This is a genomic window from Mucilaginibacter sp. Mucisp73 (assembly GCF_059491465.1).
Genome location: NZ_CP168507.1, coordinates 4,562,925 through 4,588,070, shown reverse-complemented (window position 1 = coordinate 4,588,070; position 25,146 = coordinate 4,562,925). Strand labels below are relative to the sequence as shown.

Below are 25,146 nucleotides of genomic sequence, written 5' to 3'. Positions count from 1 at the left end.
TTAAGCGCTTATCTTCATGATCCTTCTCCTGATTCGCGAAAGCGAAACCGGAGTGATCCCTAAATAATTGGCAATATAATGTTGGGGGATGCGGTATAAGGCTTCGCCACCTGTTTGTAAAAGATCGGCATAACGTTCTTCGGGCGATTGGGTGATAAAGGAAGTAATACGTTCTTCGTAACAGATGAGATAGTGTTCGGCTGTTAATCTTCCAAAACGCTCCATCTTAAAACCGAGCAGCTCATTCATGCAAGCTTCTTTCAGATTTTTGTGGCTTAAATTCACAATCACCGAATCTTCGAGCGCCTGGATATAATTTGCCGCCGGTGTACGGGTGAGGAAACTTTTGTATGAGCTTAACATCTCATCTTCAAAGCTGAAATAGCCGGTTATTTCTTCGCCGTCTTTAATATGGTAATAACGTACCGAGCCTTTAACTACCAGGCCGATATGATCGCATACTTTACCGGCCTCTACATAAAACCTTTTCTTTTTTAAGGCATCTACCGTTAGGTATTGCGATAAAGCCTGCCACTCGTAGTCGGTAAGCGGAACATATCTCTCAAAATACTCCCGAAACTTGTTAATGGCCTTTAGCGAATCCATATCCTGTCGAGCAAAAACAATACAGCAAATACTACGCTGGCAATGCCATTGGTAGTCATAAAAGCAAAGTTAACGCGGCTCAGGTCGTTTGGTTTTACAAGCAGGTGCTGGTAAACAAGCATGGCGCAAAAGAACGCGATACCAATGTAGTACAGGAAGCCTACCTGAGTTTCAAATGCCGGCATCATGATGAAAACAGCCGAAAGCACATGTAAAAAGGTAGAGAGTCTTAAGGCGTTCACTTTACCTAAGTACGCCGGGATAGAGTGCAGGTTTTGGCTTCGGTCAAAATCTTCATCTTGCAAAGCGTAAATAATATCAAATCCGCTTACCCAACAAAGTACGGATAGTGAAAAGAATATAGGTGTGAGGGCAAATTGACCGGTGACCACTAAGTAAGCGCCGATAGGAGCAAGCGATAAACCCAATCCTAATACCAGATGGCAGAGCGCGGTAAAACGTTTGGTTGCGCTGTAGCCCATTACCACAAATAAAGCTACCGGCGATAAAAAGAAACAAAGCCTGTTGATGAACCAGGTAGCTGTAATAAACAGCAGGCAGTTGATAATAACAAATGTTAAAGCAGCTTTTGGGCTGATCCGGCCGGCCGGGATATCGCGCTGTTTGGTACGTGGGTTTTGAATGTCGATATCCCTGTCAAGGTAACGGTTAAAGGCCATTGCCGAATTACGGGCAAATACCATACATAAAACCATCAAAACCAGCTTTAGCCAGTCGAAATGATACTGGGTTGTAGTTACTGCCAAAAAGAAGCCGATAAATGCAAACGGCATGGCAAAAATGGTATGGGCGAAGGTTACTAAGGATAAGTATTTTTTCATTGTTTATTATTCTCAAGAGGGGAACTAAAAAACTGCGGTACTTCAAAATTTTGATTTACTGCATCAATAAACTCAAGTATCTCTTCGCGGCCTTGCTGTGTTTCCGACGATGTGATGAAAAACTGCGGCATTTCATCAAATGTAGCCAGCAGGGCTTTCCTGAATTTGGCAATGCTTTGGTCTGTTTTAATGCTCGATTGTTTATCGGCCTTGGTAAATACCAGCACAAATGAAAGGCCTTTTTCGCCCAACCAGTTGCAAAATTCAAGGTCGATCTTTTGCGGCTCGAGACGACTGTCTATCAACACCATTACACATTGCAGGCTTTCGCGCTTGTCCAGGTAAGTATGGATGAACTTATCCCATTTGGCTTTTTCCGTTTTTGATGCGCGGGCATAGCCATAACCGGGTAAATCAACAATGTACCAGCCCTCGTTGATCAGGAAATGATTGATCAGCTGCGTTTTGCCGGGAGTTTGCGACGTTTTAGCAAGACCCTTTTTACCAGTTAATGTATTGATAAGGGATGATTTGCCCACATTTGAGCGCCCGATGAAAGCGTACTCCGCTTTAACGGGTGGAGGTAACTTGCTTACCTGGCTGTTGCTGCAAATAAATTCGGCCGATTTTACGATCATTCTGCAAAGGTAGGGTTTTGTTTTGGATGTTATAAAGTAGGATTTGTTGTTATAAAGTTGTAATGTTTTAAAGTTGAAATGTTATTAGATTGTTGATGGTTGTAATGTTTTGTTCAAACCAGCGTAGTGCTTCAGGTTTGAAACTGAATCAAAATTAATAAAAATAGATGTTTAAACATATTTTACATGTTGCCGACACGGTCCGGATTAAAATAGCTTAAATTTGTGACAGTTAATGATGTTTGTAGGCAACATTCCAACTTTACAACATTTTAACCTTCCAACAAGAAACAACATGAACAATTATAAAATACCCGCCCAAACCCGCATTGGTCACGTACATTTAAAAGTAAGCGACCTGCAAAAATCTCTTGATTTTTACTGTGGTTTGTTAGGCTTTGAAAAAATGGTGATGTACGGCGATCAGGCTGCATTTATATCTGCAGGTGGTTATCACCATCATATTGGCTTAAATACCTGGCATAGCAAAGGCGCTTCACCGGCCCCGGAATACGCACCGGGCTTATACCATACTGCCATCTTATATCCCGAAAGAAAAGACCTGGCCATTATACTTAAAAGGCTGATTGATGCCCGTTACAATATTACAGGAGCATCTGATCATGGTGTATCTGAAGCCATCTATCTTAACGATCCTGATCAAAACGGGGTTGAGCTCTACTGGGATCGCCCCAAAGAACACTGGCCTGTAGATCAGGAAGGGAATTTGACCATGTTTACCCGCAGGTTGGATATAGAAAATTTACTGCAACTGGCTAATTAACAGATAAAAAGCAAACAAAAAAACTCATTGTGGGTTATATATTTAACGGGGGGATCAAAAGATAATCAATCTTTCCCGGTCATTGGGAGGCGGAACGGCGAAGCAGTCCTCTGCCGGCGATATTGCATGGTTGCCTGCTGTTAAGGATTGCTTCGTACCCCCAATGAGTTTTTTGATAAAGATAAAACTGTTGCGCGAAGGTACGAAGCAAAAAATTATAAATTTTATAATTCCTTTATTTTAATGCTCCTGAAATAAGCTTTATGCCCGTGGTCCTGCAGTGCAATTAAGCCGGTTTTGGCGTTGCCATAGTCGGGATAATCTTTCCATTTACCTTCGGCTTTTTTCCTTTTCCAGTCGCTGGTCCAGGCTTCAAAAGCTAAAATCTTTTTGCCGTTGAGCCAGTGTTCAACATGCCCGTTGTTGAAAATAATTTTACTGGTGTTCCAGGTGCCAACCGGGGCTACTTTTTTTGAGGCGTTTGGCAGGTACATGGCATAATCACAGCCTGTTTTTTGCCAGTCTTCCAGTTTTTCGGGCCAGCCGGCATCGTCAATGATCTGGTATTCGGGGCCGGTTTCATAAGGGCCGTGGTATTTCGGATCTTCAACCACATGGTATATTACACCGCTGTTACTGCCTTTTTCTATCTTCCATTCCCATGAAAGCTCAAAATTGGTATAAGCTTTATCGGTTACTATATCTCCGCCGGTATCACCCTGCGCTGCACCAAGACAAACCAGGGCACCGTCAACAATGGTCCAGTTTTTTACCGGACCGTTTTTGTTGAAGCCATGCCAGCCTTTTAACGTTTTGCCATCAAATAAATTTATCCAGGTACCTTTTGCAGGAGTAGCCTGTTCAGGAAGTTTGGCGTTATGAACCGGAATCCCTGACGTTTGTACGCAAACTAAGCCTGCAGCAGCCAGTGCCAAACCCAATTTTTTAAACTGTTGTTTCATAATAAGGTATTTGCTGTGATCTGTTATTTTTTGACAACCTGCATTTTTTCCGGATCCCAGAACATGGGGCTGTTATTGTAATAGCTGTCATTACACAGCAGGGCAGGGGCCGCCGCACGATATCCAAATATCGCATCTTCAGTTACCTTGCCTTTATTGCGGATAGCGGTAAAAAAGTTCACCATATGATCATATGGCCCACCTTTGTATCCTTTTTCGGCATCATACGTGATCTCTTCGGGCGGTAGCATTTTTTTGCGTTCGGCATAACCGCTGCCTGCTTTTTTGAGTTTATCAAGATAGAATGGATCATCAGAGTCCATCACTTTATTGCGTTTAAGCGTCACTTTATCCCATGTTATATCCATTGAGCCTTCGCTGCCTACCAGTTTAAGATAAGTAGTACCGCTGGTGCCATCCACGAAGTTGCAACGCAAGGAAAGATTAAAGGCCGGGTGTGCCTGTGTTTTACCATAATCAAAAGTGCCTAAAAGTACATCAGGTACTTCGCGGCCATCATTCCAGAAACGTAAGCCGCCGGATGCATAAATTTTATTAGGGCCAACAGAATCGGTTATAAAATGCAGGCTTGAAAAAAGGTGAACAAAAAGGTCGCCTGCCATGCCTGTACCATAGTCGGTATAATTTCTCCAGCGGAAAAAGCGTTTTTCATCAAACGGACGCTTTTTGGTATTGCTGATATAAGTTTCCCAATCAACAGTTTGAGGTGAGGCATCTTCAGGGATCGGGTATTGCCAAACCTCAAGCGGCGCGCGGCGGGCCCAGAAACCTTCGGCATAGTTTAATTCGCCAATAGCGCCGCTTTTTAATAACTCGTGTGCTTTTTCATTGCCTAATGATGATACCCCCTGGCTGCCTACCTGGAAGATCATTCCTGTTTCTTTTTGCGCTTTAATCACCGCCGGACCTTCGGTAATGGCGTGCACCATCGGTTTTTCGCAATACACATGTTTACCGGCGTGCATGGCATCAACAGAAATCTGCTGGTGCCAGTGATCAGGCGTGGCAATGATTACGGCGTCAATGTCTTTACGGTTCAGGATCTCTTTGTAAACCCGGGTAGTAAAAATGTCGGCTCCCCAGCGGGTTTTGGCATCTTTTAAGCGACCGTCATACAAATCGCATACGGCTACCAGTTTAACACCGGGCACCTGCAGGGCGGTGATGGTATCCTGGGTACCCATACCACCGGCGCCAATGAGGGCGATGTTTACCTGGTCGTTAGGACTGTTGCCGATGAGGCGTTTTTGGATGGAAAAAGATTTGGCCTGGCTTTGGCTGGCTAAGAGGCCCGATCCGGCAGCTACGGCCGCGGTTGCAGTGGTTAGTTTTTTAATAAAACTGCGGCGCGAGGATTCTTGTTCGTCTTTCATAAGGATAAGGAAACAAATTTTTAAATGTGATTTGCCGGAGTGTGCCGGCTGAAATTGGTTTTTAAAAATAATGAATTGACTTAACATTTACATAATTGTAGTAATATAAAATCGGTTTAGTTACAGCGTAACGCATAGGTGATCCATTTGGCTTGCGCTGCGTTGGGCCACCCTCCTCTATCCTTCGGATAAAGAGGGTAAGAAAATATATAAATTAAACCCCCCTTCTTTGCGAAGCAGAGAGGGGTGGCGAGCGTAGCGAAGTCGGGGTGAGTTAACTTGTCAGCCCTGTTTCAGTATTCGTTTTTCACCCGTGTTAGTGTTAATGCATTCGGTATACAATCATTATCTTTGCCCGCGATGAGCAAAACCATAACACCGTACCATGACGAGCAGGCTACCAAAAAAGAACAGGTGGCAGATATGTTCAACAATATATCAAAAACCTATGATTTCCTTAACCATTTCATGTCGCTTGGTATTGATATCATCTGGCGTAAAAAGGCCATTAACGAATTAAAGAAGGATAAACCCAAACTGATACTTGATGTTGCTACCGGTACCGGCGATTTTGCTTTTGAGGCTTTATCTATCCTGAAACCTGAAAAAATTATTGGTGTAGATATTTCAAGGGGGATGCTTGACATCGCGGAGCAAAAAATAGCAAAACGGGGTTTAAGCGATAAATTTGCTGTAAAACTGGGCGATTCGGAAAAACTGCCGTTTGAGGGCGCGGAGTTTGACGCTGTTACGGTTGCCTACGGTGTACGTAATTTTGAAAACCTGGAAAAAGGCCTTGCTGATATAATCCGGGTGCTAAAACCCGGAGGAAAGGTGGTGGTGCTTGAGTTTTCAAAGCCTAAAGTATTCCCGGTAAAGCAGTTGTATAATTTTTACTTCAGCTATATTACCCCGGGGATTGGTAAATTGTTCAGCAAAGATGCACGGGCATACAGCTATTTGCCCGAGTCGGTAGCTGCTTTTCCTGATGGGCAGGCTTTTGTGGGTTTGATGGATAAAGTAGGCTTTAAGAATACCAAATGCCGGCCTTTAACGTTTGGTATCTGTTCAATATACACCGGTATTAAATGATTATAAACCGTTACCTGCTTGTAGTTGTACTTATTTTTAGCAGCAATTTATTGTTTGCTCAGCATGTACCTGCATGGGGTGGCGGTGCCGATCAGCAGGATCTGAGCTTTGGCTTCAGTTTCACGTATGTAAGCACCGATTTTAAGATCGTCAATCAACCCAATTTTCGCAACGCGTTTTTAGATGAGAACGGTGTGCAGGTTAAAGGGCCGCTTAACAGCATCAGCTCAAAAAGTTCACCGGCTTTCGGAGTAGGTTTTTTGACCCGGTACAGGATCACTGAGCACCTTGAGGTACGCACCACACCTTCATTAATTTTTGCCGACAGGGCTTTGCATTATTCTTATGTCGATCCGTCGGAAGATGTGGATAAAAAAGTACAAACCACTTCGGTTGACATTCCCCTGCAATTGAAATTAAAATCAGACAGGCTGGGCGATTTCAGGGCTTACGTGGTAGGCGGCCTGAAATATACCCAGGCCATAGGCTCTAAGAAAAACGCGGATGCCAATCTCGACCTTTCAGAGAAGCTGGTTAAAAACGTAGGCGGCTTTGCCTCATATGAGGCGGGCGTGGGTTGTGATATTTATTTTGAATTTTTTAAGCTTTCGCCCGAGATTAAGATCTCCAATTCATTAGGCAACGTACTGATGCGCGAGTATAACCCTTATTCGGCGCCCCTCAGCAGGTTGGGCTTACATACCATTATGTTTAGTTTGATTTTTGAGTAGGATGTAATCCTCCTAAATCTCGCGCTTTTCTTGCGCTCATTTATAATGAGTGCTTAAAATGGGTTGGCGTTTTTAACGCAAATGGTAAAAATCCCCATACAAAAACATCCTTACTCCCAACCGACAATATTTTGAACTAAAAAACATAATTTCGCTGTTTATAGTTATCAATATCTATGAGTAAGATTGCCTTAATTACAGGAGCTACCGCCGGCATTGGCGAGGCATGTGCACACGTTTTTGCCCGTGAAGGCTATGACCTGGTTTTAACCGGTCGCCGGTTAGATAGGTTGGAGAAACTGGCCAAACACCTGAATGATAAGTATAACGTAGAAGTTGCGGTTTCGTCATTTGATGTGCGTAACCGCGAAGATACCATTAACAACCTGGAAGCTTTGCCGGCCGAATGGAAGAATGTAACGGTACTGGTTAATAACGCCGGTTTAAGCCAGGGGCTTGATCCTATTCAAAAAGGCAGCATTGATGATTGGGAAACCATGATTGATACCAATATTAAGGGCCTGCTGTATGTAAGCCGGGTGATATCAAACTGGATGATAGAAAATGGTAAGGGACACATTATAAATCTTGGTTCGATTGCCGGTAAGGAAGTTTATGCCAATGGAAATGTATATTGCGCTACCAAACATGCAGTTGATGCTTTAAATAAAGGTATGCGGATTGACCTTTTACCCCATAATATTAAGGTAACGGCGATACATCCGGGGGCTGTGGAAACCGAGTTTTCGGAGGTGCGCTTTAAGGGTGATAAGGAAAGGGCTAAAAAAGTTTATGATGGTTTTAAACCATTGGTGGCCGAAGATGTGGCCGAAACCATCTGGTTCATTGCATCACGACCGGCACATGTTAACATTAACGACCTCGTGATCATGCCTACAGCACAAGCCAACGCAGGTACGATATTTAGGGGGTAGGAAGGAAGTCTGAAGTCGGAAAGTCAGTAAAGTCCGAAAGTAAGACAAGGCTGCTTTATTAACCAAACAAATCCTTCGGACTTCCGGACATCGGATTTCCGGACTAAAAAGAAAAACTTCCGGACTTTCCGATATCGGAATTCCGGACTAACATAAAACATATGTCATTAATTACACAAATAGACCAGGACATTAAACTGGCCATGCTTGCCAAGCAGGCAGATCGTTTGCAGGGGTTGCGTGCCATCAAATCGGCATTGCTTTTGGCTAAAACCGAAAAAGGTGCTGCCGATGAACTAACCGAGGAAGCTGAAATTAAAGTATTGCAAAAGCTGGTAAAACAGCGTAAGGAATCGGCCGATATTTATAAGGAGCAAAACCGCGACGACCTGTACCAGGTGGAAATAGCCGAAATGCTGGTTATTGAAGAATACCTTCCGCAACAAATGAGCAAGTTTGAAATTGAAGGCTACCTGGAAGAGCTTATTGGCAGGATAGGTGCTACATCCGTAAAAGATATGGGCCGCGTAATGGGTATGGCCAGTAAAGAGCTTGCAGGCAAGGCCGATGGTAAAACAATATCAGAGGTGGTTAAACAGTTATTGGGTTAAGTTTTTACCATTTAATTAATACAGCGCTTTTTTGCGTAATGTTGTGTTAATGTTAATCTTGTTTAATAAAAGCTTAACATTACTACATTGGTAAATAATTACTATACTTGCTAAATGTCGTTCGTAATAAACTAATTTTACAGCGGAATAACAGGAATTTGTACTGAAAGCGATTTTGGTATAAGATAAGTTTGAAAAATTAATTTTTAATATTTTATATGGAGTTCGTGCTTAAAGAGGAACACGGTTTTAGTTACATCGATGAGGGCGAAGGAGAGGTGCTGTTACTGCTGCATGGTTTAATGGGGGCGTTGAGCAATTGGGATGGTGTTATTAATGAGTTTAAATCAAAATACAGGGTTATTATCCCCATGCTGCCTGTTTATGACATGCCGCTAATCAGTACCGGGGTAAAAAGTTTATCGAAATTTGTACATAAGTTTATAAAGTTTAAAAAGCTTAGCAATATTACCTTATTGGGTAACTCGCTTGGCGGGCATGTGGCATTAGTTTATTTAACCACGCATCCCGAAAACATCAGGGCCCTTGTTTTAACCGGTAGCTCGGGCTTATATGAAAATGCTTTCGGCGGCTCTTTTCCGCGCAGGGAGAGTATAGATTTTGTGCGCGAAAAAGTACAATTTACATTTTACGATCCGGCTATAGCCACTGATGAGTTGGTGCAGGATGTTTTCCAAACCATTAACGACAGGCATAAGGTGATCCGCTTGCTGGCCATGGCAAAATCGGCCATCAGGCACAATATGAAAAAAGATCTGCATAAGATCACTATCCCGGTATCTTTGATATGGGGACGAAATGACAAGATCACCCCGCCCGAGGTAGCTGTTGAATTTCATGAACTACTGCCCGATTCGGAACTTCATTGGATTGATAAATGCGGACACGCCCCTATGATGGAGCACCCTGAAGAATTTAATACTTTACTTAAACAGTTTTTAGCTAAATTAGAAACCAAAGTAAATGCATAGATGATAGCACTTGACCTGATAGCTGACTCGATACCGCCGGTACACACTTCTGATACCATTCAGAAAGTGCTTGACCGTATGATTGAGTTTCGCCTCAGGCATTTGCCTATTGTAAATGAAGAGCAGTTTTTAGGTTTGCTTGCCGAGGATGACCTGATAGCCGAAAGTGATTATCAAACACCCATAGGTGCGCTGGCCCTTTCGTTGGTTAATCCCTACGTGCTGGAAGATCAGCATATTTATGATGTTATCCGCCTGTTTTATGAGCAGCAGCTTACCATTGTACCGGTGCTTGACGCAAAAAGCAACTATCTTGGGCTGATATCTATTAACGCCATTACAGAATATTTCGCAAAAATAACTTCAGTATCGCAACCGGGAGGCATTATTGTACTGGAGATCAATAATAAAAATAATTCGCTTGCGCACATGGCGCAGATAGTTGAGTCAGACAACGCGCAGATCCTGAGCTCCTATGTTCAGTCCTTTCCCGATTCAACCCGGATGGAAGTTACCCTTAAGGTTAACAAGCAGGATATTTCGGCCATAACTGCCAGCTTCCTTCGGTATGAGTATGATATCAAAGCTACCTTTAATCATACCGATATCAACGATACCACCCGCGACAGGTATGATTCGCTCATGAATTACCTTAATTTGTAGTATTAAGTCATTAGTCCGAAGCCTTGAGTCGGCTGTGCATGACTTTTTCGCACAATTTAAACTACTGACTTAAGGCTCAGAACTTCCGACTTTGGACTTTAAACCAAATTATAAGCCTGCGCAAACATCACTGCATCATAATTATTTTTCAGGTGCAGTTTGTTCTTGATGTTTTTACGGTGCGTTTCGGCCGTAGCCGGGGCAATGAACAGCTTCGCGCTGATCTCTGCCGAGCTCATACCCATGGCAATATATTTCAGAATTTCTTTTTCGCGCCGGGTAAGTGTTAAAAATAGCAGGTTATTATGGCGTAAAAAAGCGATCTCATTCATAAGCCGATTTACCTTGGTGGTGATATGATGCACAGGATCAAGCCTGCTGGCTATAGTTAGCATGTATGTAGCATCGCCTGCTTCATTGCGTGCAAAAACCTTGGTATTGCTCACAAACAACTGCCACTCGGGGTTATCAGGTACACGTACCTGCTGAAAGTAGGATACCTGCTCCTGTGTTTTGCTTTTTATCAGGTGCAAAATTTTAGGTACGTACTCGTCGCTGTCTTCAGTGTTAAAATATTTCAGGTGATATGTTTCAGGGCCCATGGCCTGCAGTTCGCCGAGCGTGGTACCCAGTATATCGAGGCCTACACTGTTCATATACACTATCTGCAGCGTTTCAACCTCATGAATTATTAATGCAGAAGGAAGGTCATCAGCTATTGACTGTATATCCGATAGTTTTTGGGTAAAAGTTTTATCCATCAATAAAATAACCGTTGTTTAAATATTGGTAAGGTAGGCCAAAAATAGTTAAACTTAATTATTTTACTTTGAAGTTATTTATCTGTTAAAGCAATTAAAATGGCTTTATTAGGAAATATAAGCAAACAATAGTGCACAATTTACCATTATAAGAAAAATGTATGATGGATGGATTGTAGGGTTTAGTTTATGCCGGTATTAATTATTTATGCCTTGCTGCAATTAATGTACTTTCAAAGTTCGATATTCGCTTTTTTAAAAAATGAAAATAGCAGTTTACGGCAGGCCGTTTAATGAGCCATCTGTTTTACCTTTTATACAGCAGGTTTTTGATAACCTTGCATTGCATGGTGTTGATATTTATGTACACCAGCAACTCCACGAATATTTGCAGGATAAACTAACCACAGTGCAATATAAAGTGTTGCGCCCCGCCGAAACCTTAAAAGGCTTTATTGATATTTTTATAACGCTTGGAGGCGATGGTACCCTGCTTGATACGGTTACCTTGATTCGCGATTCGGGGATCCCTGTTATCGGTATAAACTTTGGCCGCCTGGGCTTTTTGGCCAGTGTTAATAAAAGTGATATTACGGCAGCCATTCATGCCGTGGTGAACAGGCAGTTTACCTGCGATTGCCGCGAATTGCTTACCGTCGACTCGGATCCCAATGTTTTTGGCAGCAATAATTTTGCCCTTAATGATGTAACCATCCATAAGCGCGATGATGCCGCCATGATCATAACGCACGTGTTTTTGAACGATGAGTTTTTAAATTCATACTGGGGCGATGGTATTATCATCTCAACATCAACCGGCTCAACAGCTTATTCATTAAGCTGCGGAGGGCCTATTATTTTCCCGCAGTCAAACAGCATAGTGGTAACCCCGGTATCACCTCACAACCTTAACGTGCGGCCTATAGTGATCCCTGATACCAGTAAGCTTTGTTTTGAGGTGGAAAGCCGCAGCGCTAATTATATCATCTCCTGCGATTCGCGGACGGAAGTTTTAGATCAAACAGTTAAGTTTCATGTTCAAAAAGCCAGTTTTCAGTTAAATTTAATTCGCCTTAGTAATGAAAGCTATTTAACTACGTTAAGGAATAAACTGCTTTGGGGCCTTGATGCCCGTAATTACTAAATTTGATTGATGCCTAAATTTTTACTTTTTGCCATATTCTTGTTTTTAACTTATCAGCTGCAGGCCCAAACCTGGGAAATAGGCGGATCGATAGGCGGTGCTGGGTACATAGGTGATCTTAACCCCAATAACCCTGTTAAAATAAGCGGCGTTTCGGCGGGTATCTTTGGTAAAAGAAATTTTAATGGCTATTTTTCAGCTAAACTGAATATTGGTGTTGGTAATATATCGGCTTATGATAACAGGTCCGGCTACCAGCAGTTTCGTGATCGTAACCTTAACTTTAAAGATCAATTGCGGGAGGTAAGTCTTATCGGCGAGTTTAACTTTATGAACTATATCCCCGATGCCGGACGAAAGAAATACACACCTTATATATTTACAGGTATTGGCGTTGCATCTTACGCGCCGCGTGCACAGGATTTTGACGGTCGTGAGATTAGCTTAAGGCAGCTAAAAACCGAAGGCCAGGCTAAGCCTTATGGCAATAACACCGTCGTCATCCCGTATGGTTTAGGTATCAAGTATAATTTATCCGGTAAGTTTACAGTTATGGCCGATATGGGTTACCGCTATGCATTTACAGATTACCTGGATGATGTAAGCGGTGTATATGCCGATAAAAGCAAAATGACCACGACCGGCGCTTTACTCTCTGATCGTTCGGGCGAAAAAACCGGCAATTATATTGGTACCGTTGCTTCTCAGCGCGGCGACTTTAAATCGCATGATACCTACTTCTTCCTTAACTTTACAATCTCATTTACTTTTGTAACAGCAAACTGCTACTTCTAATTACATCAGGCCTGTAACAAGTGTTGTGGATTTATTGCGTCTCTTTTAGATAATAATTAAATATTTAATTCGTTTTAAATTTAAAATACAATATTTAATTCTGTTTTCATGTTGTATTTTACAATTTAGTATTGTAATTGATTATTAACCTAAAATCTTTAAAGTCATGGCCGAATTAAACTCATCTCCCCAAAATGGCGGCGGAAAGCACAAACGCAAAAAAATAAACGCCCGCGTTGATCTTACTGCAATGGTCGATCTGGCATTCCTGCTTATTACCTTTTTTATCATGACCACCACGCTGGCTAAACCAAAAGCTATGGATTTGGCTATGCCAGATGACGGCGGCGACGGAATGCCGGTTCCGGCAAGCCGAACACTGACTGTAGTTTTGGGCAAAAATAATAAGGCCATGTATTTTCTGGGCGAGCTTAAAAATCCGATCATTGCACCTTCGGTAACCGATTTTTCAGCCAATGGCATTCGCAGGGCCATCATCGAAACCAATAAAAAAGTACACGACGGCTCGGGCAAAAGCATGATAGTATTGGTAAAACCAAGCGATAAATCACAATACAGCAATTTGGTGAGTACGCTTGATGAGCTGGCTATTACCGGCATTCAGCAATACGCTATAGTTGATATTATGCCCGCCGATGTTGACGCGCTTAAACAAAAAGGAATATAAAAGTGTAACGCAATTGTAAGCAAATTTACGCGCGGTTTTTTAAGGCCGGCAGCTTTCATTATCAGGCAGATAATGGCTGCCGGCTTTTTTATTTTTTTGAGCTTTAAACCAAATATTATGAAAAATCATGGTTTTGATAGCTGTTTAGGCAGTTTTAATATATTATTCGCAATAACATTTTCTTTTAACGCGGGATACTAAAAAAATACAAAGTAAGTTTTACCTTTGTACCCTGAAAAATCCGTCAATTTGCGTGACAAAAATGGCAGATGCAGGTAATTAATAATTGATTAGTCTAACAACCGAATATCGCAGACCATAGTATTGATGAAAAATTTTACACAGGTGTGTTTGTACAGGGTGGCTTTTGATAAAGAGTAATATGGATTATTTGGATCAGATTGATTTGTCGAGACTACCACAGCACGTAGCTATTATTATGGATGGCAACGGGCGTTGGGCAAAAGGGAAAGGCAAATTAAGAATATTTGGCCATCACAACGGTGTAACATCTGTTAGGGATGTTGTTGAGGGGGCCGATAAATTAGGTATTAAATATATCACCTTATATACATTTTCGTCCGAAAACTGGAACCGCCCTAAGCTGGAGGTTATGGCTATTATGGAGTTAATGGTAACCACTATTCATAAAGAGGTTCCCGGCTTTATGAAAAACAACATCAGGCTAAATGCCATCGGCGATCTGGACACATTGCCCGAAAAATGTCTTCGCGAACTTAATAACGCTATTGAAACAACAGCCGGTAATACCGGTGTTGTGCTTACGCTTGCTTTAAGCTATAGCTCGCGCCGCGAAATTGTACGGGCCGCAAAAAATATAGCCATAAAGGTAAAAAACGGCGAGTTGAATGCGGAAGATATTAATGAAGAGGTTTTTGAACAAAACCTTTTTACAGGCGATATGCCAAACCCCGAACTGCTGATCAGAACCAGCGGTGAATACCGTATAAGTAATTATTTATTATGGCAGATTGCTTACGCCGAGTTGTATTTTACAACCAAATTATGGCCCGATTTCAGGAAAGAAGACCTGTATGAAGCAGTGATCGATTTTCAGAAACGCGAGCGCCGTTTTGGCCTAACAAGTGAGCAGGTGAACTAAATTTTTACTTTTAACAAATTTTAACAACTGTATAAATTATTTTTAGCCCACTAAAATATTCGAATGTATAAATTTCTTTTTGCTATTTTTTTCTCGGTTTTGGCTACTACGGCTTTCGCCCAGATATCCAATGGGCCGAGGCCTACACTTACAAAATCGATACCGGCTGATAGTTTAAGTTATCTTAATCCTAAAGATTATATTATTGGTGGTATTTCTGTTAGTGGCGCAAAATATCTTGATAAAGACATCCTGATCCAGCTATCCAAATTAACCAAAGGCGATCGTATCAACCTGCCGGGCGAGCGTAATGCCGAGGTAATTAAAACCTTATATCAACAGGGTTTATTTGATGATGTTCAATTAAACATTACCAAAATTAACATGGATACGATTTACCTGGAGATTGCTGTGTTGGAGCGTCCGCGTTTATCACGCATGCACTTAACCGGTATTCGCAAAGGCGAAATTGAAGATGTTCAGAAAAAATTGAACGACCGTGTAGGCAAGATCGTAAATGAAAACCTCATCAGCACAACAACTGCTATCATAAAAAAGCATTTTAACGAGAAAGGTTTCTTAAACACTACCGTTACCATTACCCAACGCAAGGATCAGGGCGATGTTAACAGCGTTATATTGGATGTTGCCATTGATAAAAAGACCAAGGTTAAAATTAACGACGTTATTTTTGAAGGCAACAAAGCATTTAAAACAGGTACGTTGCGCGGATTTTTAAGTAAAACCCGTAAACGTAAATGGTATAACCTATTTGGTTCAAAGAAATTTAAACAGGATAAATACGAAGAAGATAAACAAAACCTGGTTGAAAAAATGCAGGCCAGGGGTTACCGTGATGCCGAGATCCTGAGCGATTCTGTATGGAAACATGACGATGAAACCGTAAACGTAAAGCTGAAAGTATATGAAGGCCCTAAATATTACTTCGGTAATGTTAAGTTTTCGGGTAATGCCAAGTATACCACCGATTTGTTAAACAGGATCCTTCACGTTAAAAAAGGTGACGTATTTAGCGAAGACGAGCTGAACAAGCGTTTAAGCGGCCCGACTCCGGGTAACGATGACATTTCATCGCTTTACCTTAATGATGGCTATTTAACCTTTAATGCCGATCCGGTACAAACAAGGGTTTATAACGATACTGTAGATGTTGATGTGAGGATTTATGAAGGCCCTCAGTATACGATTAACCGCGTTATGTTAAAAGGTAACGACGTTACTAACGATAAGGTGGTAATGCGTGAGATCCAGACAAAACCGGGTCAAAAATTTAACAAAGAGTTACTGATCCGCAGTGCGCGTGAAATTGGCCAGCTGGGCAACTTTGACGAGCAAAAAACCGAACCTAAACCAACCAACATCAATCCGCAGGATGGTACTGTTGATTTGGTTTACAACGTAGTTGAAAAACCTTCAGACCAGATCGAGCTTTCGGGTGGTTTTGGTGGCGGCCAGTTGGTAGGCACCTTGGGTTTAACCTTTAATAACTTCTCTATCCGTAATATCTTCCACCTTAAAGCTTACAAACCGCTACCAAAAGGCGATGGTCAGAAACTGAGCTTAAGGGGGCAATCGAGCGGTCGTACTTATCAAAACTTCTCGTTCACATTTTCCGAGCCGTGGTTAGGCGGTAAAAAGCCAATCTACTTTGCATTGTCGGCTTATACACAGGGAAGCTCAACCGGTCAGTACTATCCAAAATCAAGTCCTTACTATAATAAGTTGCGTATTAATGGTATTGGGGTTACGTTAGGTAAACGTTTGAAATGGCCTGACAACTATTTCCAGTTAAACTACTCGCTTAACTTTGACCATTACAGTCTTGATAACTATGGTGGTTACCTGTTTACCAATGGTACATCATATAATATTAAGTTAACCCAGGAGTTAACCCGTAACTCTATTGACGCGCCTATCTTCCCGACACAGGGTTCAAATATTAAATTTACTGTACAGGCTACGCCGCCATACTCATTGTTTAACAATATAAACTATAAAATAGCTACACCGGAAGAGCGTTACCATTTTGTTGAGTATTATAAATTTAAATATGATGCGCAGTGGTTCTCGAAACTGGTAGGTAAATTTGTGTTAATGTCGCAGGTTAGGTTTGGTTTCCTTGGCCAGTACAATCACCAGGTTGGCCCATCACCGTTTGAACGCTTTAAATTAGGTGGCGACGGTATGCAGAGCTATCAGTTTTTACAGGGTAGCGAGATCATCGGTTTACGCGGTTACCAAAACTTCTCAATAGTGCCTGAAGGCTCAAACGAAACTCAAAATAATAATACAGGTAGTGCGATCTACAATAAATACACACTGGAGCTTCGCCACCCGGTTATTGCAAGCCAGTCGGCAACGATTTTCTTGCTGGCCTTTGCCGAAGGCGGTAACGCATGGAACCAGTTTAGCCAGTTTAATCCGTTTAACGTAAGGCGTTCGGTAGGTGTGGGCGCAAGGATATTTTTGCCTATATTTGGCTTACTGGGGTTAGATTATGGTTATGGCTTTGACAAAATACCGGGACAACCGGATGCTAATAAAGGCCAGTTCCATTTTACAATTTCTCAGAGTTTATCCGGCGGATTTAATTAATTTGCGTACCGAATATATGAAGAAGATAATTTTAGTGGCCTTTTTAACGTTAACTGCTTTTGCAGGCGCTTATGCGCAACGTTTTGCTTATGTTGATTCAGAGTATATATTAAAGCACATGCCCGAATATGCCTCATCACAAAAGCAATTAGCTGCATTATCTGATCAGTGGCAGAAGGAAGTTGATGGCCGTTTTCAGGAAATTGACCGCCTGTATAAAGCTTATCAGGCCGACCAGGTGCTGATGACCCCTGATATGAAAAAACGCCGTGAGGCCGAAATTGTTGATAAAGAAAAGGCCGCGAAAGATTTTCAACGCCAGAAGTTTGGTCCGGATGGCGAGCTTTCACAAAGAAGCACAGCGCTGATTAAACCAATTCAGGATAGGGTGTCTAAAGCTGTACAAGCAATTGCCGAAGGCGATAACCTGGATATGATTTTTGATAAAAACAGCGAGGTTATTATGTTATATGCTAACCCGCGGTATGATAAAAGCGCGGATGTTATAACCAGATTAGGACTAAAACCCGGGGTATTTGCTAAATAATTTGAATTAAAATAAATCGAACTATTATTTAAACACAGAAAAAGGAAAATGAAAAAACTATTTAAAGTTGCCTTAGTTGCAGTAGGTTTGTTATTTGCGGGCAGCTTTGCAAATGCTCAGACTAAGATCGGCCACATCAACTTCAATCAGCTGATTGATATGATGCCCGAAACTAAAACTGTAACTGCTTCGATACAGGCTTATCAAAAAACATTTATTGATCAGCTTACTACAATGAATAATGAGTACCAGACAAAGGGCCAGGACTACCAGTCAAAAAGGGCAAGCATGACCGATGCTGTACGTACTGCTAAAGAAAACGAGCTTACCGATATCCAAAAACGTATGAATGATTACCAAAACAATGCCCAGCAACAGGTTGATGCTAAAAGGCAGGAATTAGGTAAACCGCTTATTGATAAAGCTACGCAGGCAGTACAGGCTGTAGCTAAAGAAAAAGGCTATGCTTATGTATTGGATTCATCACAGATCACCTTATTGGTATCTCCTGATGCTGATGACCTGATGGCAGCTGTGAAATTAAAATTAGGTTTGAAATAAGAAATACAAAAGACATAAAAAAAGCGCCCTGATTAAACGGGACGCTTTTTTTATGTTTGCCATTTAAATTACACATTGTTATTTTAGCCGGGTAAGGGTAGCTGTCAAATGTTCCTGTTCATTGTAAGCTCTCCCGAGGTTAGTTCATGAGTGATTTGCTGATACACGTTACAAAAACAAACAGATAATTATTATCCATTATTAAACACAGGACACAAAACAAAATGAAAAAACTATTTAAAGTCGCCTTAGTTGCAGCAGGTATGTTGTTCGTGGGTAGTTTTGCTAAAGCGCAAACAAAAATAGGTTATGTTAATTTTAGCCAGGTTATTGACCAGATGCCTGAAACTAAAACTGTTTCTACAACATTACAGGCCTATCAAAAAACATTCATTGATCAGTTAACCACTATGAACAATGAGTTACAAACCAAGGGTGCCGATTTGGAAAAAAACGGTGCAACTCTGACAGATGCTGCCCGTTCAGCAAAAACTTCTGAATTGCAGGATATTCAGAAACGCATGAACGATTACCAAAACAATGCTCAGCAACAAGTTGATGCTAAAAAACAAGAATTGGGCAAACCAATTATTGATAAAGTATCGGCTGCTGTACAAGCTGTAGCCAAAGAAAAAGGTTACGCTTATGTACTGGATTCATCACAGGTTAGCATGATCGTATCTCCTGCAGGCGACGACCTGATGGCTGCCGTGAAATTGAAATTGGGTTTAAAATAAAATCACCTTTAAGTAAATTATACAAAAGCGCCCCGTAATTACGGGGCGCTTTTTTTATGTTTGTATATGTCAAATCAACCAATTGGTATTTTTGATTCGGGTTATGGCGGGCTAACGGTGTTCCGTTCTATCATTGAACAACTGCCCGGCTATGATTATATTTATATGGGCGATAATGCCCGTGCTCCCTATGGTAACCGCTCATTCAGCACCATACACCAGTATACCTGGGAATGTGTGCAGTGGATGTTTGACCAGGGATGCCCCTTAGTGATCCTGGCGTGTAATACGGCATCGGCCAAGGCATTACGTACCATTCAGCAGCAGGACCTTAAACAGATAGATGATCCGTCGAAGAGAGTATTGGGCGTTATCCGCCCTACGGCCGAGGTTATTGGCGATTATACTAAAACCAAAGAGATTGGGGTGCTTGGCACAAAGGGCACCGTACAATCTGGCTCATACCTGCTCGAGATCCAGAATTTTTTCCCCGACATAAAAGTTTACCAGCAGGCCTGTCCGCTTTGGGTGCCGTTAATTGAAAACGGGGAATACGATAAACCCGGTGCGGATTTTTTTGTGCAGCTGTACCTGGATCAAATCATGGCACAATCGCCCAACATCGATACCATTTTGTTGGCCTGCACACATTATCCTATTATCCAGGACAAAATAAAAGCACATTTGCCCGAACGCATTAATGTTATAGGGCAGGGCGATATCGTGGCTAAAAGCCTTGTTAGTTATTTAAACCGCCACCCCGAAATTGAGCAAAAGCTTAGTCGGAACGGCGAAAATAAGTTTTATACCACTACCGATGATACTGCCGATTTTGACCATCATGCTTCGCTGTTCTTCTCGGCCCCGGTAAAATCAACGTTTATATCGGCAAATGATTTGGTGAAGTGTTGAACCGTGATTTCTATGATTATAGGATGATTATGATACAGAGCTTCAGGCGTTGATATATCAGGCAATCCTTAAATCAGGTAAATCATGGTTCTCCTATCAACTTAATATATAATTTAATCATTCTAAATAACTCAACATTTAGTAAGTTTGCACCCTTAAGCAAATATTCCTGTTGAACTATTATTTTACATATTTTATTGCAGCAATCGGGTTGTTCAGTTTTTCGGCCTTTTTCGCTTTATTCGGTGTATATGCCGAGCGTAAAATATCAGCGTTTATACAAGACAGGCTCGGTCCAACGGAAACGGGAAAATATGGTTCGCTGCAAACGCTGGCCGATATTTTAAAAATGCTTCAGAAAGAGCTGATCGCCCCGGCAGCTGCCGATAGATGGTTGTTTATGTTGGCTCCGGCAGTAATATTCATAGCCGTATACCTCGGTTTCGCCGCGCTACCCTGGGCTCCCGGACTTATCCCTTCAAAAACAAATATCGGTCTCTACTATATTTTTGCCATTATTTCTATCGAAACGTTAGGAATTTTGATGGCAGGATGGGGATCAAACAATAAGTATTCTATCCTGGGTGCCATGCGCTCGGCAGCACAGATCATTTCGTATGAGATCCCTGCCGGTTTTGCCATTATAGCTGTTGTGATGATAGCACAAACGCTGGATTTGCAGGTGATTTCGGCCCAGCAGGGTATCCTGGCGACGGAAAAAGTTAAATTCGCTGGGTTTTGGGACGTATCTCAAATAGGTGGTTTTTTTAGCTGGAATGTTTTCAGGGCACCGCATTTGCTCATCGCATTTGTGATCTATTTTATAGCTTCATTGGCCGAGAGTAACCGTGCACCTTTTGATATCCCGGAAGCGGAGTCGGAACTGGTTGCCGGTTTCCATACCGAGTTTACCGGGATCCGCTTTGCGCTGGTATTTTTGGCCGAATATTCGATGATGTTCCTGGTATCTATGATAGCAGTAATATTGTTTTTAGGTGCCTGGAATACGCCGCTGCCCAACATAGGCGGCGTTAAATTGGCAACATGGACAACCGGAGTAGCCTGGGGGATATTATGGGTAGTATTAAAAACATTAGGCCTGGTGGGTGTTCAAATGTGGATCAGGTGGACATTGCCCCGCCTGCGGGTTGACCAGCTCATGAACCTTTGCTGGAAAGTATTAACACCACTGGCCTTTGCCTGTATGTTGATATCGGGTGTATGGAGGTTGTGGCTGATGTGATTTTTAATTTCGGATGTTCGATTTCGGATTTGGAAAAGTTGAAATATAGAATTTATTAAAATATAAAATAACGGATTTAACGGAGAGAAAGGCAATATCCTGGCCATCCTAAAATCCTAAAAATCATGGTTCAGAAAGTAATAAAAGCGTTTACAACGGCATGGAAAGGTCTAAGCCTTACCATACGCCACCTTTTTGCGGGTAATGGCAAAAGGGAGATTGTAACCGTGAGCGATAGCAATTATTTTAAGCAACTGGAGCATGGCACCAACACTATTCAATATCCTAAGCAGCAACTGCCGGTACCTGAAGTGGGCCGCTACCAGTTGGATGTGGAAATGGATGACTGTATCGTATGCGATCTGTGCGCCAAGGTTTGCCCCGTTAATTGTATTGATATTGAATCGATCAAGGCTACGGAAGCTATCGGCCAAACATCCGACGGTACAACCAAACGTTTGTATGCAGCCAAGTTTGATATTGATATGGCCAAGTGTATGTATTGTGGTTTGTGTACTATTGTGTGCCCAACTGAATGCATTACCATGACCAACCAGTACGATAAAACAGTTTTTCAGCTAAGCGATCTGGTTTACCAGTTTTCGGATATGACGCCCGAAGATGCCGCCGAAAAGCGTGCCCTTTTTGACAAACAACAGGCCGAAAAACAGGCTGCCAAATTAGCCGCCATGAAACAAAAGGAGGGCGGGGCATGAGCTTAGTGCGCTTGTTGTTTTATGTGATGAGTTTTATTGCCATTGGTTCGGCCTTATATGCAGCCTTAAGTAAAAACCTGGTCAGGAGTATTTTTATATTTTTTGTGACCTTGTTTGCATTAGCCGGTTTGTATGTATTGGCCCTTGCAGATTTTGTGGCGGTAACCCAAGTGGTGATCTATGTAGGGGGCATCCTGGTGCTCATCCTTTTTGCATTTATGCTCTCCGGTCGGGAAACATTGAATGTGATCCAACAGCAGAAAGGGAAATTCATTAATATGGCTAAAGTACCGGCGGTTATACTGGCTACGCTGTTTTTAGCGGTGATTGTAAACATTATCCTTAAAGCTGATGCTGATAACCTGCCATGGGTAAAACAGGCCATCGCACAAAAAAATGAGATAACGCCAACCTCTTCAACTATAGATAATATAGGCGTTAACCTCATGACCACCTACCTGCTGCCTTTTGAGGCCATTTCTGTTTTATTGCTGATGGCATTGGTAGGGGCGGCGCATTTATCACGTAAGGAGGGCAGGGCATGATAACGTTAACCGATTTTTTACTGGTAGGCGCGTTATTGTTTTGTACAGGCATGTACATGATTGTATCCAAACGCAACTCTATACAAGTATTAATAGGTATTGAACTGATGCTGAATGCTGCCATTTTAAACCTGGTAGCTTTTGGTAAATATGATAAGCTGAATAACGGCGGACAGGTGTTCGCCTTGTTTGCAATTGTGCTGGCAGCGGCTACAACAGCGGTTGCGCTGGCCATCGTCCTGAATATTTACCGGCGATATAAAACCATTGACCCGGATGAGATTAAAAATTTGAGGGATTAAAATATTGTAGAGACGCATAATTGCGTCTCCCGCAGGACAAGCGGAAATGTACATTCGGAGACGCAATTATGCGTCTCTACAGAAGATAAAAAAGATAATTGAACAACGCTATACCATATACCGATACCATCATCAGCTACACCATTGCAGCCGTGGGTTTGCCGCTGTTTGCTGCGTTGATCAACTTTTGCCTGCCGGTAAAAAGTAAAGCAGCAGGCTGGATCTCAACACTGGCTATTTTGGTTGGGTGTGTATTATCAGCCATTGTGTTTGCAAGGGTGTGGAACCAGCAACCTCAGCATGCGCAAACCTTATGGTTCACAATTGGTACTACCAAAGTTTTCGCGGGCATCCTGCTTAATAATCTGTCAGCGCTGATGTTGCTGCTGGTGTCTCTGATTGCCTTGCCTGTTCACATCTATTCCACAGCTTACATGAAGCATGACGACAGGTACAGTCGTTATTTTACCTACTTAAGTTTCTTTTGTTTCAGCATGCTGGGTTTGGTTGTGGTAGATAGCCTGGTGCTGTTCTATGCTTTCTGGGAACTGGTGGGCTTTTCATCATACCTGCTTATCGGTTTTTGGTTTACCAGGGATAAAGCCGTACAGGCCAATAAAAAAGCCTTTATCATGAACCGTATCGGAGACATCGGTTTGCTAAGTGCTATCATTATCCTATTTGCCCAGTTTCATACGTTTGATATTGATGCCTTATTTGGACAACATGGACTTGTTAAGTTTATGGGGCCTGATAACGGGCAATGGACTTTTGCTCCTGATAGGATGCCTTCTAATTATGGCTCTGTTTGGACCCGGGGGGCAATGGTTACATTACCCGCGATATGGCAGTATATAGCCTGCGCCGGGATCTTCCTTGCTGTTGCTGCAAAATCGGCACAATTCCCTTTGCATACTTGGCTACCTGATGCCATGGAAGGGCCGACGTCTGTTTCGGCGCTGATCCACGCGGCTACTATGGTGGCTGCAGGTGTATTTCTGCTGGGCAGGGTTTATCCTTTGTTTACCGATACGGAGTTAACGGTTCTTGCTGTAATAGGTTGCTTTACCGCTTTCATGGCCGCCACTATCGCGCTTACACAAAACGATTTGAAACGGGTGCTTGCTTACTCAACCATATCGCAACTGGGTTATATGATCCTGGCGATGGGGGTTGGGGCTTATGGCTCTTCTTTATTCCATTTAGCCACGCATGCTTTCTTTAAATGTTTACTGTTTTTGGTGGCCGGTGTTGTGATCCACGAAATGCAGCATATCAGGGAGGAAAATAACCTGGATATCGACCCGCAAAATATTCAGTACATGGGTGGCTTGCGTAAAAAGCTGCCATTAACTTTTATTGTGGCAATTGTTGGTTCACTGGCGCTTATAGGTATTCCGCTTACTTCGGGCTATCTGTCAAAAGATGGCATCCTGATCCAGGCGTTTGAATGGAGCGAGGGTAGAAGCGCATGGCTTAAACTGATCCCGGCAGGTGCATTATTTACCAGTTGGCTTACTGCCTTTTACGTATCAAGGTTAATAGTGAAAGTATTTTTCGGAGAGTTTCGCTTGTTAAAACATCGTCCGGAAATTAAAATTCATATCGGCGATGGCGGCTGGCAATATCGTATACCATTGATATTACTGGCAATATGCAGTTTGTTCCCATTGTTCTCGCTCAATCCTTTCTTTTATGAAAAAGCCTGGCTATTCGAAAGCTTAAAACCTGCCGAATTCATGGCCCGCGAAAATATCTACCATACCATTATTCCGATAGGAGTGAATATTTTGAGCGTATTTGTAATGTACGCGGCCTATGCTATCTACGTAAAAAGGAATACGTTCTCGTTTCCGCAAACCGGCTTCTTTTACCGCTTATCCTATAACCAATGGTATTTGGATAAGATATATAAAAAAGTAATTGTAAAACCGATACTTGGTTTGGGTAAAACCTGCTTCTGGTTCGACTGGAATATTATTGACGGGCTGATCCACTCAATTGAACGATTGAGCCGGAAGATAGCAGACCTTACCGCCTGGTGCGATAAATATATTGTTGACGGATTTTTGCATTTGATGGCTGCATTAGTGCAAAGTATTGGCAATTTTGCACGTAAATTTCAAAACGGAAAAGTGCAGTACTATTTGTACAGTATGCTGCTCATTGTGTTGGTACTCTTTATTTTAAAAATACTGATCTGAAT

The 25,146-nt window shown here is 42.2% G+C and carries 27 protein-coding genes; 21 read left to right on the top strand and 6 right to left on the bottom strand.

The window, feature by feature from the left end:
• Genes ACEN82_RS18930 through yihA form a run of 3 tightly spaced genes read right to left on the bottom strand, consistent with a single transcriptional unit; the run spans position 1 to position 2,086 of the window.
• Positions 1-606: a Crp/Fnr family transcriptional regulator gene (locus ACEN82_RS18930; RefSeq protein ID WP_413321569.1), complete on the bottom strand. Its 606-nt coding sequence runs from the start codon at positions 604-606 to the stop codon at positions 1-3.
• On the bottom strand, positions 594-1,448 hold the full coding sequence (locus tag ACEN82_RS18925) for a UbiA-like polyprenyltransferase (RefSeq protein ID WP_413321568.1): 855 nt from the start codon (positions 1,446-1,448) through the stop codon (positions 594-596). The genes ACEN82_RS18930 and ACEN82_RS18925 overlap by 13 nt, the downstream gene beginning before the upstream one ends.
• Positions 1,445-2,086 (bottom strand): ribosome biogenesis GTP-binding protein YihA/YsxC, encoded by a 642-nt coding sequence (gene yihA, locus ACEN82_RS18920; protein WP_112654814.1) that lies wholly within the window; start codon positions 2,084-2,086, stop codon positions 1,445-1,447. Before yihA ends, ACEN82_RS18925 begins: the two co-directional genes overlap by 4 nt.
• Before the next feature lie 295 nt (positions 2,087-2,381).
• Here yihA and ACEN82_RS18915 point away from each other — a divergent pair, with 295 nt between their 5' ends.
• Positions 2,382-2,870 carry a VOC family protein gene (locus ACEN82_RS18915; RefSeq protein ID WP_413321567.1) on the top strand — a complete coding sequence of 163 codons (489 nt, stop codon included), beginning with the start codon at positions 2,382-2,384 and terminating at the stop codon, positions 2,868-2,870.
• A gap of 224 nt (positions 2,871-3,094) precedes the next feature.
• Here the strand turns inward: ACEN82_RS18915 and ACEN82_RS18910 are convergent, their stop codons facing one another.
• Both ACEN82_RS18910 and ACEN82_RS18905 read right to left on the bottom strand, forming a co-directional pair.
• Positions 3,095-3,832 carry a 3-keto-disaccharide hydrolase gene (locus tag ACEN82_RS18910; protein WP_413321566.1) on the bottom strand — a complete coding sequence of 246 codons (738 nt, stop codon included), beginning with the start codon at positions 3,830-3,832 and terminating at the stop codon, positions 3,095-3,097.
• Between the two features lie 23 nt (positions 3,833-3,855).
• Positions 3,856-5,226, bottom strand: coding sequence for a Gfo/Idh/MocA family protein (locus ACEN82_RS18905; protein ID WP_090531940.1), 1,371 nt, complete (start codon positions 5,224-5,226; stop codon positions 3,856-3,858).
• A 360-nt stretch (positions 5,227-5,586) separates the two neighbouring features.
• Between ACEN82_RS18905 and ubiE the strand changes: the two genes are divergently transcribed.
• The 6 genes from ubiE to ACEN82_RS18875 all read left to right on the top strand — a co-directional run bounded on the left by ubiE (position 5,587) and on the right by ACEN82_RS18875 (position 10,250).
• A complete protein-coding gene (gene ubiE / locus ACEN82_RS18900; RefSeq protein WP_274989966.1) occupies positions 5,587-6,318 on the top strand; it encodes a bifunctional demethylmenaquinone methyltransferase/2-methoxy-6-polyprenyl-1,4-benzoquinol methylase UbiE in 732 nt (243 codons plus the stop codon).
• Positions 6,315-7,049, top strand: coding sequence for a type IX secretion/gliding motility protein PorT/SprT (gene porT, locus ACEN82_RS18895; protein WP_413321565.1), 735 nt, complete (start codon positions 6,315-6,317; stop codon positions 7,047-7,049). Before ubiE ends, porT begins: the two co-directional genes overlap by 4 nt.
• 176 nt (positions 7,050-7,225) lie before the next feature.
• Positions 7,226-7,984 (top strand): SDR family oxidoreductase, encoded by a 759-nt coding sequence (locus ACEN82_RS18890; RefSeq protein ID WP_413321564.1) that lies wholly within the window; start codon positions 7,226-7,228, stop codon positions 7,982-7,984.
• 161 nt (positions 7,985-8,145) lie between these two features.
• Positions 8,146-8,595, top strand: a complete 450-nt coding sequence (locus tag ACEN82_RS18885; RefSeq protein WP_188832885.1) for a GatB/YqeY domain-containing protein — start codon at positions 8,146-8,148, stop codon at positions 8,593-8,595.
• A gap of 218 nt (positions 8,596-8,813) precedes the next feature.
• On the top strand, positions 8,814-9,587 hold the full coding sequence (locus tag ACEN82_RS18880; RefSeq protein WP_413321563.1) for an alpha/beta fold hydrolase: 774 nt from the start codon (positions 8,814-8,816) through the stop codon (positions 9,585-9,587).
• Positions 9,588-10,250 (top strand): CBS domain-containing protein, encoded by a 663-nt coding sequence (locus ACEN82_RS18875; protein ID WP_090531930.1) that lies wholly within the window; start codon positions 9,588-9,590, stop codon positions 10,248-10,250.
• A 98-nt stretch (positions 10,251-10,348) separates the two neighbouring features.
• On the opposite strand, the gene ACEN82_RS18870 is transcribed toward ACEN82_RS18875, so the two are convergent.
• The gene (locus tag ACEN82_RS18870) at positions 10,349-11,011 is read right to left on the bottom strand and encodes a response regulator transcription factor (RefSeq protein WP_090531929.1); all 663 of its coding nucleotides are present in this window, start codon (positions 11,009-11,011) and stop codon (positions 10,349-10,351) included.
• 262 nt (positions 11,012-11,273) lie between these two features.
• Here ACEN82_RS18870 and ACEN82_RS18865 point away from each other — a divergent pair, with 262 nt between their 5' ends.
• The 14 genes from ACEN82_RS18865 (at position 11,274) to nuoL (ending at position 25,144) form a co-directional block, all read left to right on the top strand.
• Complete coding sequence (locus ACEN82_RS18865) at positions 11,274-12,155, top strand: NAD kinase (protein WP_129568469.1); 882 nt, start codon at positions 11,274-11,276, stop codon at positions 12,153-12,155.
• Positions 12,156-12,164: 9 nt separating this feature from the next.
• Positions 12,165-12,950 carry a type IX secretion system protein PorG gene (gene porG, locus ACEN82_RS18860; protein WP_413321562.1) on the top strand — a complete coding sequence of 262 codons (786 nt, stop codon included), beginning with the start codon at positions 12,165-12,167 and terminating at the stop codon, positions 12,948-12,950.
• Positions 12,951-13,116: 166 nt separating this feature from the next.
• The gene (locus ACEN82_RS18855) at positions 13,117-13,638 is read left to right on the top strand and encodes an ExbD/TolR family protein (RefSeq protein WP_090531923.1); all 522 of its coding nucleotides are present in this window, start codon (positions 13,117-13,119) and stop codon (positions 13,636-13,638) included.
• A 382-nt stretch (positions 13,639-14,020) separates the two neighbouring features.
• Entirely contained in the window at positions 14,021-14,761 is a 741-nt protein-coding gene (gene uppS, locus ACEN82_RS18850; RefSeq protein ID WP_090531922.1) for an undecaprenyl pyrophosphate synthase, read from the top strand.
• A 63-nt stretch (positions 14,762-14,824) separates the two neighbouring features.
• Entirely contained in the window at positions 14,825-17,377 is a 2,553-nt protein-coding gene (gene bamA, locus ACEN82_RS18845) for an outer membrane protein assembly factor BamA (protein ID WP_413321561.1), read from the top strand.
• Positions 17,378-17,393: 16 nt separating this feature from the next.
• Entirely contained in the window at positions 17,394-17,924 is a 531-nt protein-coding gene (locus ACEN82_RS18840; protein WP_090532069.1) for an OmpH/Skp family outer membrane protein, read from the top strand.
• 48 nt (positions 17,925-17,972) lie between these two features.
• Positions 17,973-18,485: an OmpH/Skp family outer membrane protein gene (locus ACEN82_RS18835; RefSeq protein WP_090531918.1), complete on the top strand. Its 513-nt coding sequence runs from the start codon at positions 17,973-17,975 to the stop codon at positions 18,483-18,485.
• Between the two features lie 224 nt (positions 18,486-18,709).
• Complete coding sequence (locus ACEN82_RS18830) at positions 18,710-19,222, top strand: OmpH/Skp family outer membrane protein (protein WP_413321560.1); 513 nt, start codon at positions 18,710-18,712, stop codon at positions 19,220-19,222.
• A 66-nt stretch (positions 19,223-19,288) separates the two neighbouring features.
• Positions 19,289-20,134 carry a glutamate racemase gene (gene murI, locus ACEN82_RS18825; RefSeq protein WP_090531914.1) on the top strand — a complete coding sequence of 282 codons (846 nt, stop codon included), beginning with the start codon at positions 19,289-19,291 and terminating at the stop codon, positions 20,132-20,134.
• Between the two features lie 172 nt (positions 20,135-20,306).
• Positions 20,307-21,377, top strand: coding sequence for a complex I subunit 1/NuoH family protein (locus tag ACEN82_RS18820; RefSeq protein ID WP_413321559.1), 1,071 nt, complete (start codon positions 20,307-20,309; stop codon positions 21,375-21,377).
• Positions 21,378-21,502: 125 nt separating this feature from the next.
• A complete protein-coding gene (locus ACEN82_RS18815) occupies positions 21,503-22,093 on the top strand; it encodes a 4Fe-4S binding protein (RefSeq protein WP_090531910.1) in 591 nt (196 codons plus the stop codon).
• Positions 22,090-22,638 carry an NADH-quinone oxidoreductase subunit J family protein gene (locus tag ACEN82_RS18810; protein ID WP_413321558.1) on the top strand — a complete coding sequence of 183 codons (549 nt, stop codon included), beginning with the start codon at positions 22,090-22,092 and terminating at the stop codon, positions 22,636-22,638. Before ACEN82_RS18815 ends, ACEN82_RS18810 begins: the two co-directional genes overlap by 4 nt.
• A complete protein-coding gene (gene nuoK / locus ACEN82_RS18805; protein ID WP_413321557.1) occupies positions 22,635-22,940 on the top strand; it encodes an NADH-quinone oxidoreductase subunit NuoK in 306 nt (101 codons plus the stop codon). Before ACEN82_RS18810 ends, nuoK begins: the two co-directional genes overlap by 4 nt.
• Positions 22,941-23,038: 98 nt before the next feature.
• The gene (gene nuoL, locus ACEN82_RS18800; RefSeq protein WP_413321556.1) at positions 23,039-25,144 is read left to right on the top strand and encodes an NADH-quinone oxidoreductase subunit L; all 2,106 of its coding nucleotides are present in this window, start codon (positions 23,039-23,041) and stop codon (positions 25,142-25,144) included.
• Positions 25,145-25,146 lie beyond the last annotated feature (2 nt).

Excerpts from the sequence above, each read along its gene's own strand:
- ACEN82_RS18930 (WP_413321569.1), bottom strand. The coding sequence starts at position 606 with ATGGATTCGCTAAAGGCCATTAACAAGTTTCGGGAGTATTTTGAGAGA.
- ACEN82_RS18925 (WP_413321568.1), bottom strand. The coding sequence starts at position 1,448 with ATGAAAAAATACTTATCCTTAGTAACCTTCGCCCATACCATTTTTGCC.
- yihA (WP_112654814.1), bottom strand. The coding sequence starts at position 2,086 with ATGATCGTAAAATCGGCCGAATTTATTTGCAGCAACAGCCAGGTAAGC.
- ACEN82_RS18915 (WP_413321567.1), top strand. The coding sequence starts at position 2,382 with ATGAACAATTATAAAATACCCGCCCAAACCCGCATTGGTCACGTACAT.
- ACEN82_RS18910 (WP_413321566.1), bottom strand. The coding sequence starts at position 3,832 with ATGAAACAACAGTTTAAAAAATTGGGTTTGGCACTGGCTGCTGCAGGC.
- ACEN82_RS18905 (WP_090531940.1), bottom strand. The coding sequence starts at position 5,226 with ATGAAAGACGAACAAGAATCCTCGCGCCGCAGTTTTATTAAAAAACTA.
- ubiE (WP_274989966.1), top strand. The coding sequence starts at position 5,587 with ATGAGCAAAACCATAACACCGTACCATGACGAGCAGGCTACCAAAAAA.
- porT (WP_413321565.1), top strand. The coding sequence starts at position 6,315 with ATGATTATAAACCGTTACCTGCTTGTAGTTGTACTTATTTTTAGCAGC.
- ACEN82_RS18890 (WP_413321564.1), top strand. The coding sequence starts at position 7,226 with ATGAGTAAGATTGCCTTAATTACAGGAGCTACCGCCGGCATTGGCGAG.
- ACEN82_RS18885 (WP_188832885.1), top strand. The coding sequence starts at position 8,146 with ATGTCATTAATTACACAAATAGACCAGGACATTAAACTGGCCATGCTT.
- ACEN82_RS18880 (WP_413321563.1), top strand. The coding sequence starts at position 8,814 with ATGGAGTTCGTGCTTAAAGAGGAACACGGTTTTAGTTACATCGATGAG.
- ACEN82_RS18875 (WP_090531930.1), top strand. The coding sequence starts at position 9,588 with ATGATAGCACTTGACCTGATAGCTGACTCGATACCGCCGGTACACACT.
- ACEN82_RS18870 (WP_090531929.1), bottom strand. The coding sequence starts at position 11,011 with ATGGATAAAACTTTTACCCAAAAACTATCGGATATACAGTCAATAGCT.
- ACEN82_RS18865 (WP_129568469.1), top strand. The coding sequence starts at position 11,274 with ATGAAAATAGCAGTTTACGGCAGGCCGTTTAATGAGCCATCTGTTTTA.
- porG (WP_413321562.1), top strand. The coding sequence starts at position 12,165 with ATGCCTAAATTTTTACTTTTTGCCATATTCTTGTTTTTAACTTATCAG.
- ACEN82_RS18855 (WP_090531923.1), top strand. The coding sequence starts at position 13,117 with ATGGCCGAATTAAACTCATCTCCCCAAAATGGCGGCGGAAAGCACAAA.
- uppS (WP_090531922.1), top strand. The coding sequence starts at position 14,021 with ATGGATTATTTGGATCAGATTGATTTGTCGAGACTACCACAGCACGTA.
- bamA (WP_413321561.1), top strand. The coding sequence starts at position 14,825 with ATGTATAAATTTCTTTTTGCTATTTTTTTCTCGGTTTTGGCTACTACG.
- ACEN82_RS18840 (WP_090532069.1), top strand. The coding sequence starts at position 17,394 with ATGAAGAAGATAATTTTAGTGGCCTTTTTAACGTTAACTGCTTTTGCA.
- ACEN82_RS18835 (WP_090531918.1), top strand. The coding sequence starts at position 17,973 with ATGAAAAAACTATTTAAAGTTGCCTTAGTTGCAGTAGGTTTGTTATTT.
- ACEN82_RS18830 (WP_413321560.1), top strand. The coding sequence starts at position 18,710 with ATGAAAAAACTATTTAAAGTCGCCTTAGTTGCAGCAGGTATGTTGTTC.
- murI (WP_090531914.1), top strand. The coding sequence starts at position 19,289 with ATGTCAAATCAACCAATTGGTATTTTTGATTCGGGTTATGGCGGGCTA.
- ACEN82_RS18815 (WP_090531910.1), top strand. The coding sequence starts at position 21,503 with ATGGTTCAGAAAGTAATAAAAGCGTTTACAACGGCATGGAAAGGTCTA.
- ACEN82_RS18810 (WP_413321558.1), top strand. The coding sequence starts at position 22,090 with ATGAGCTTAGTGCGCTTGTTGTTTTATGTGATGAGTTTTATTGCCATT.
- nuoK (WP_413321557.1), top strand. The coding sequence starts at position 22,635 with ATGATAACGTTAACCGATTTTTTACTGGTAGGCGCGTTATTGTTTTGT.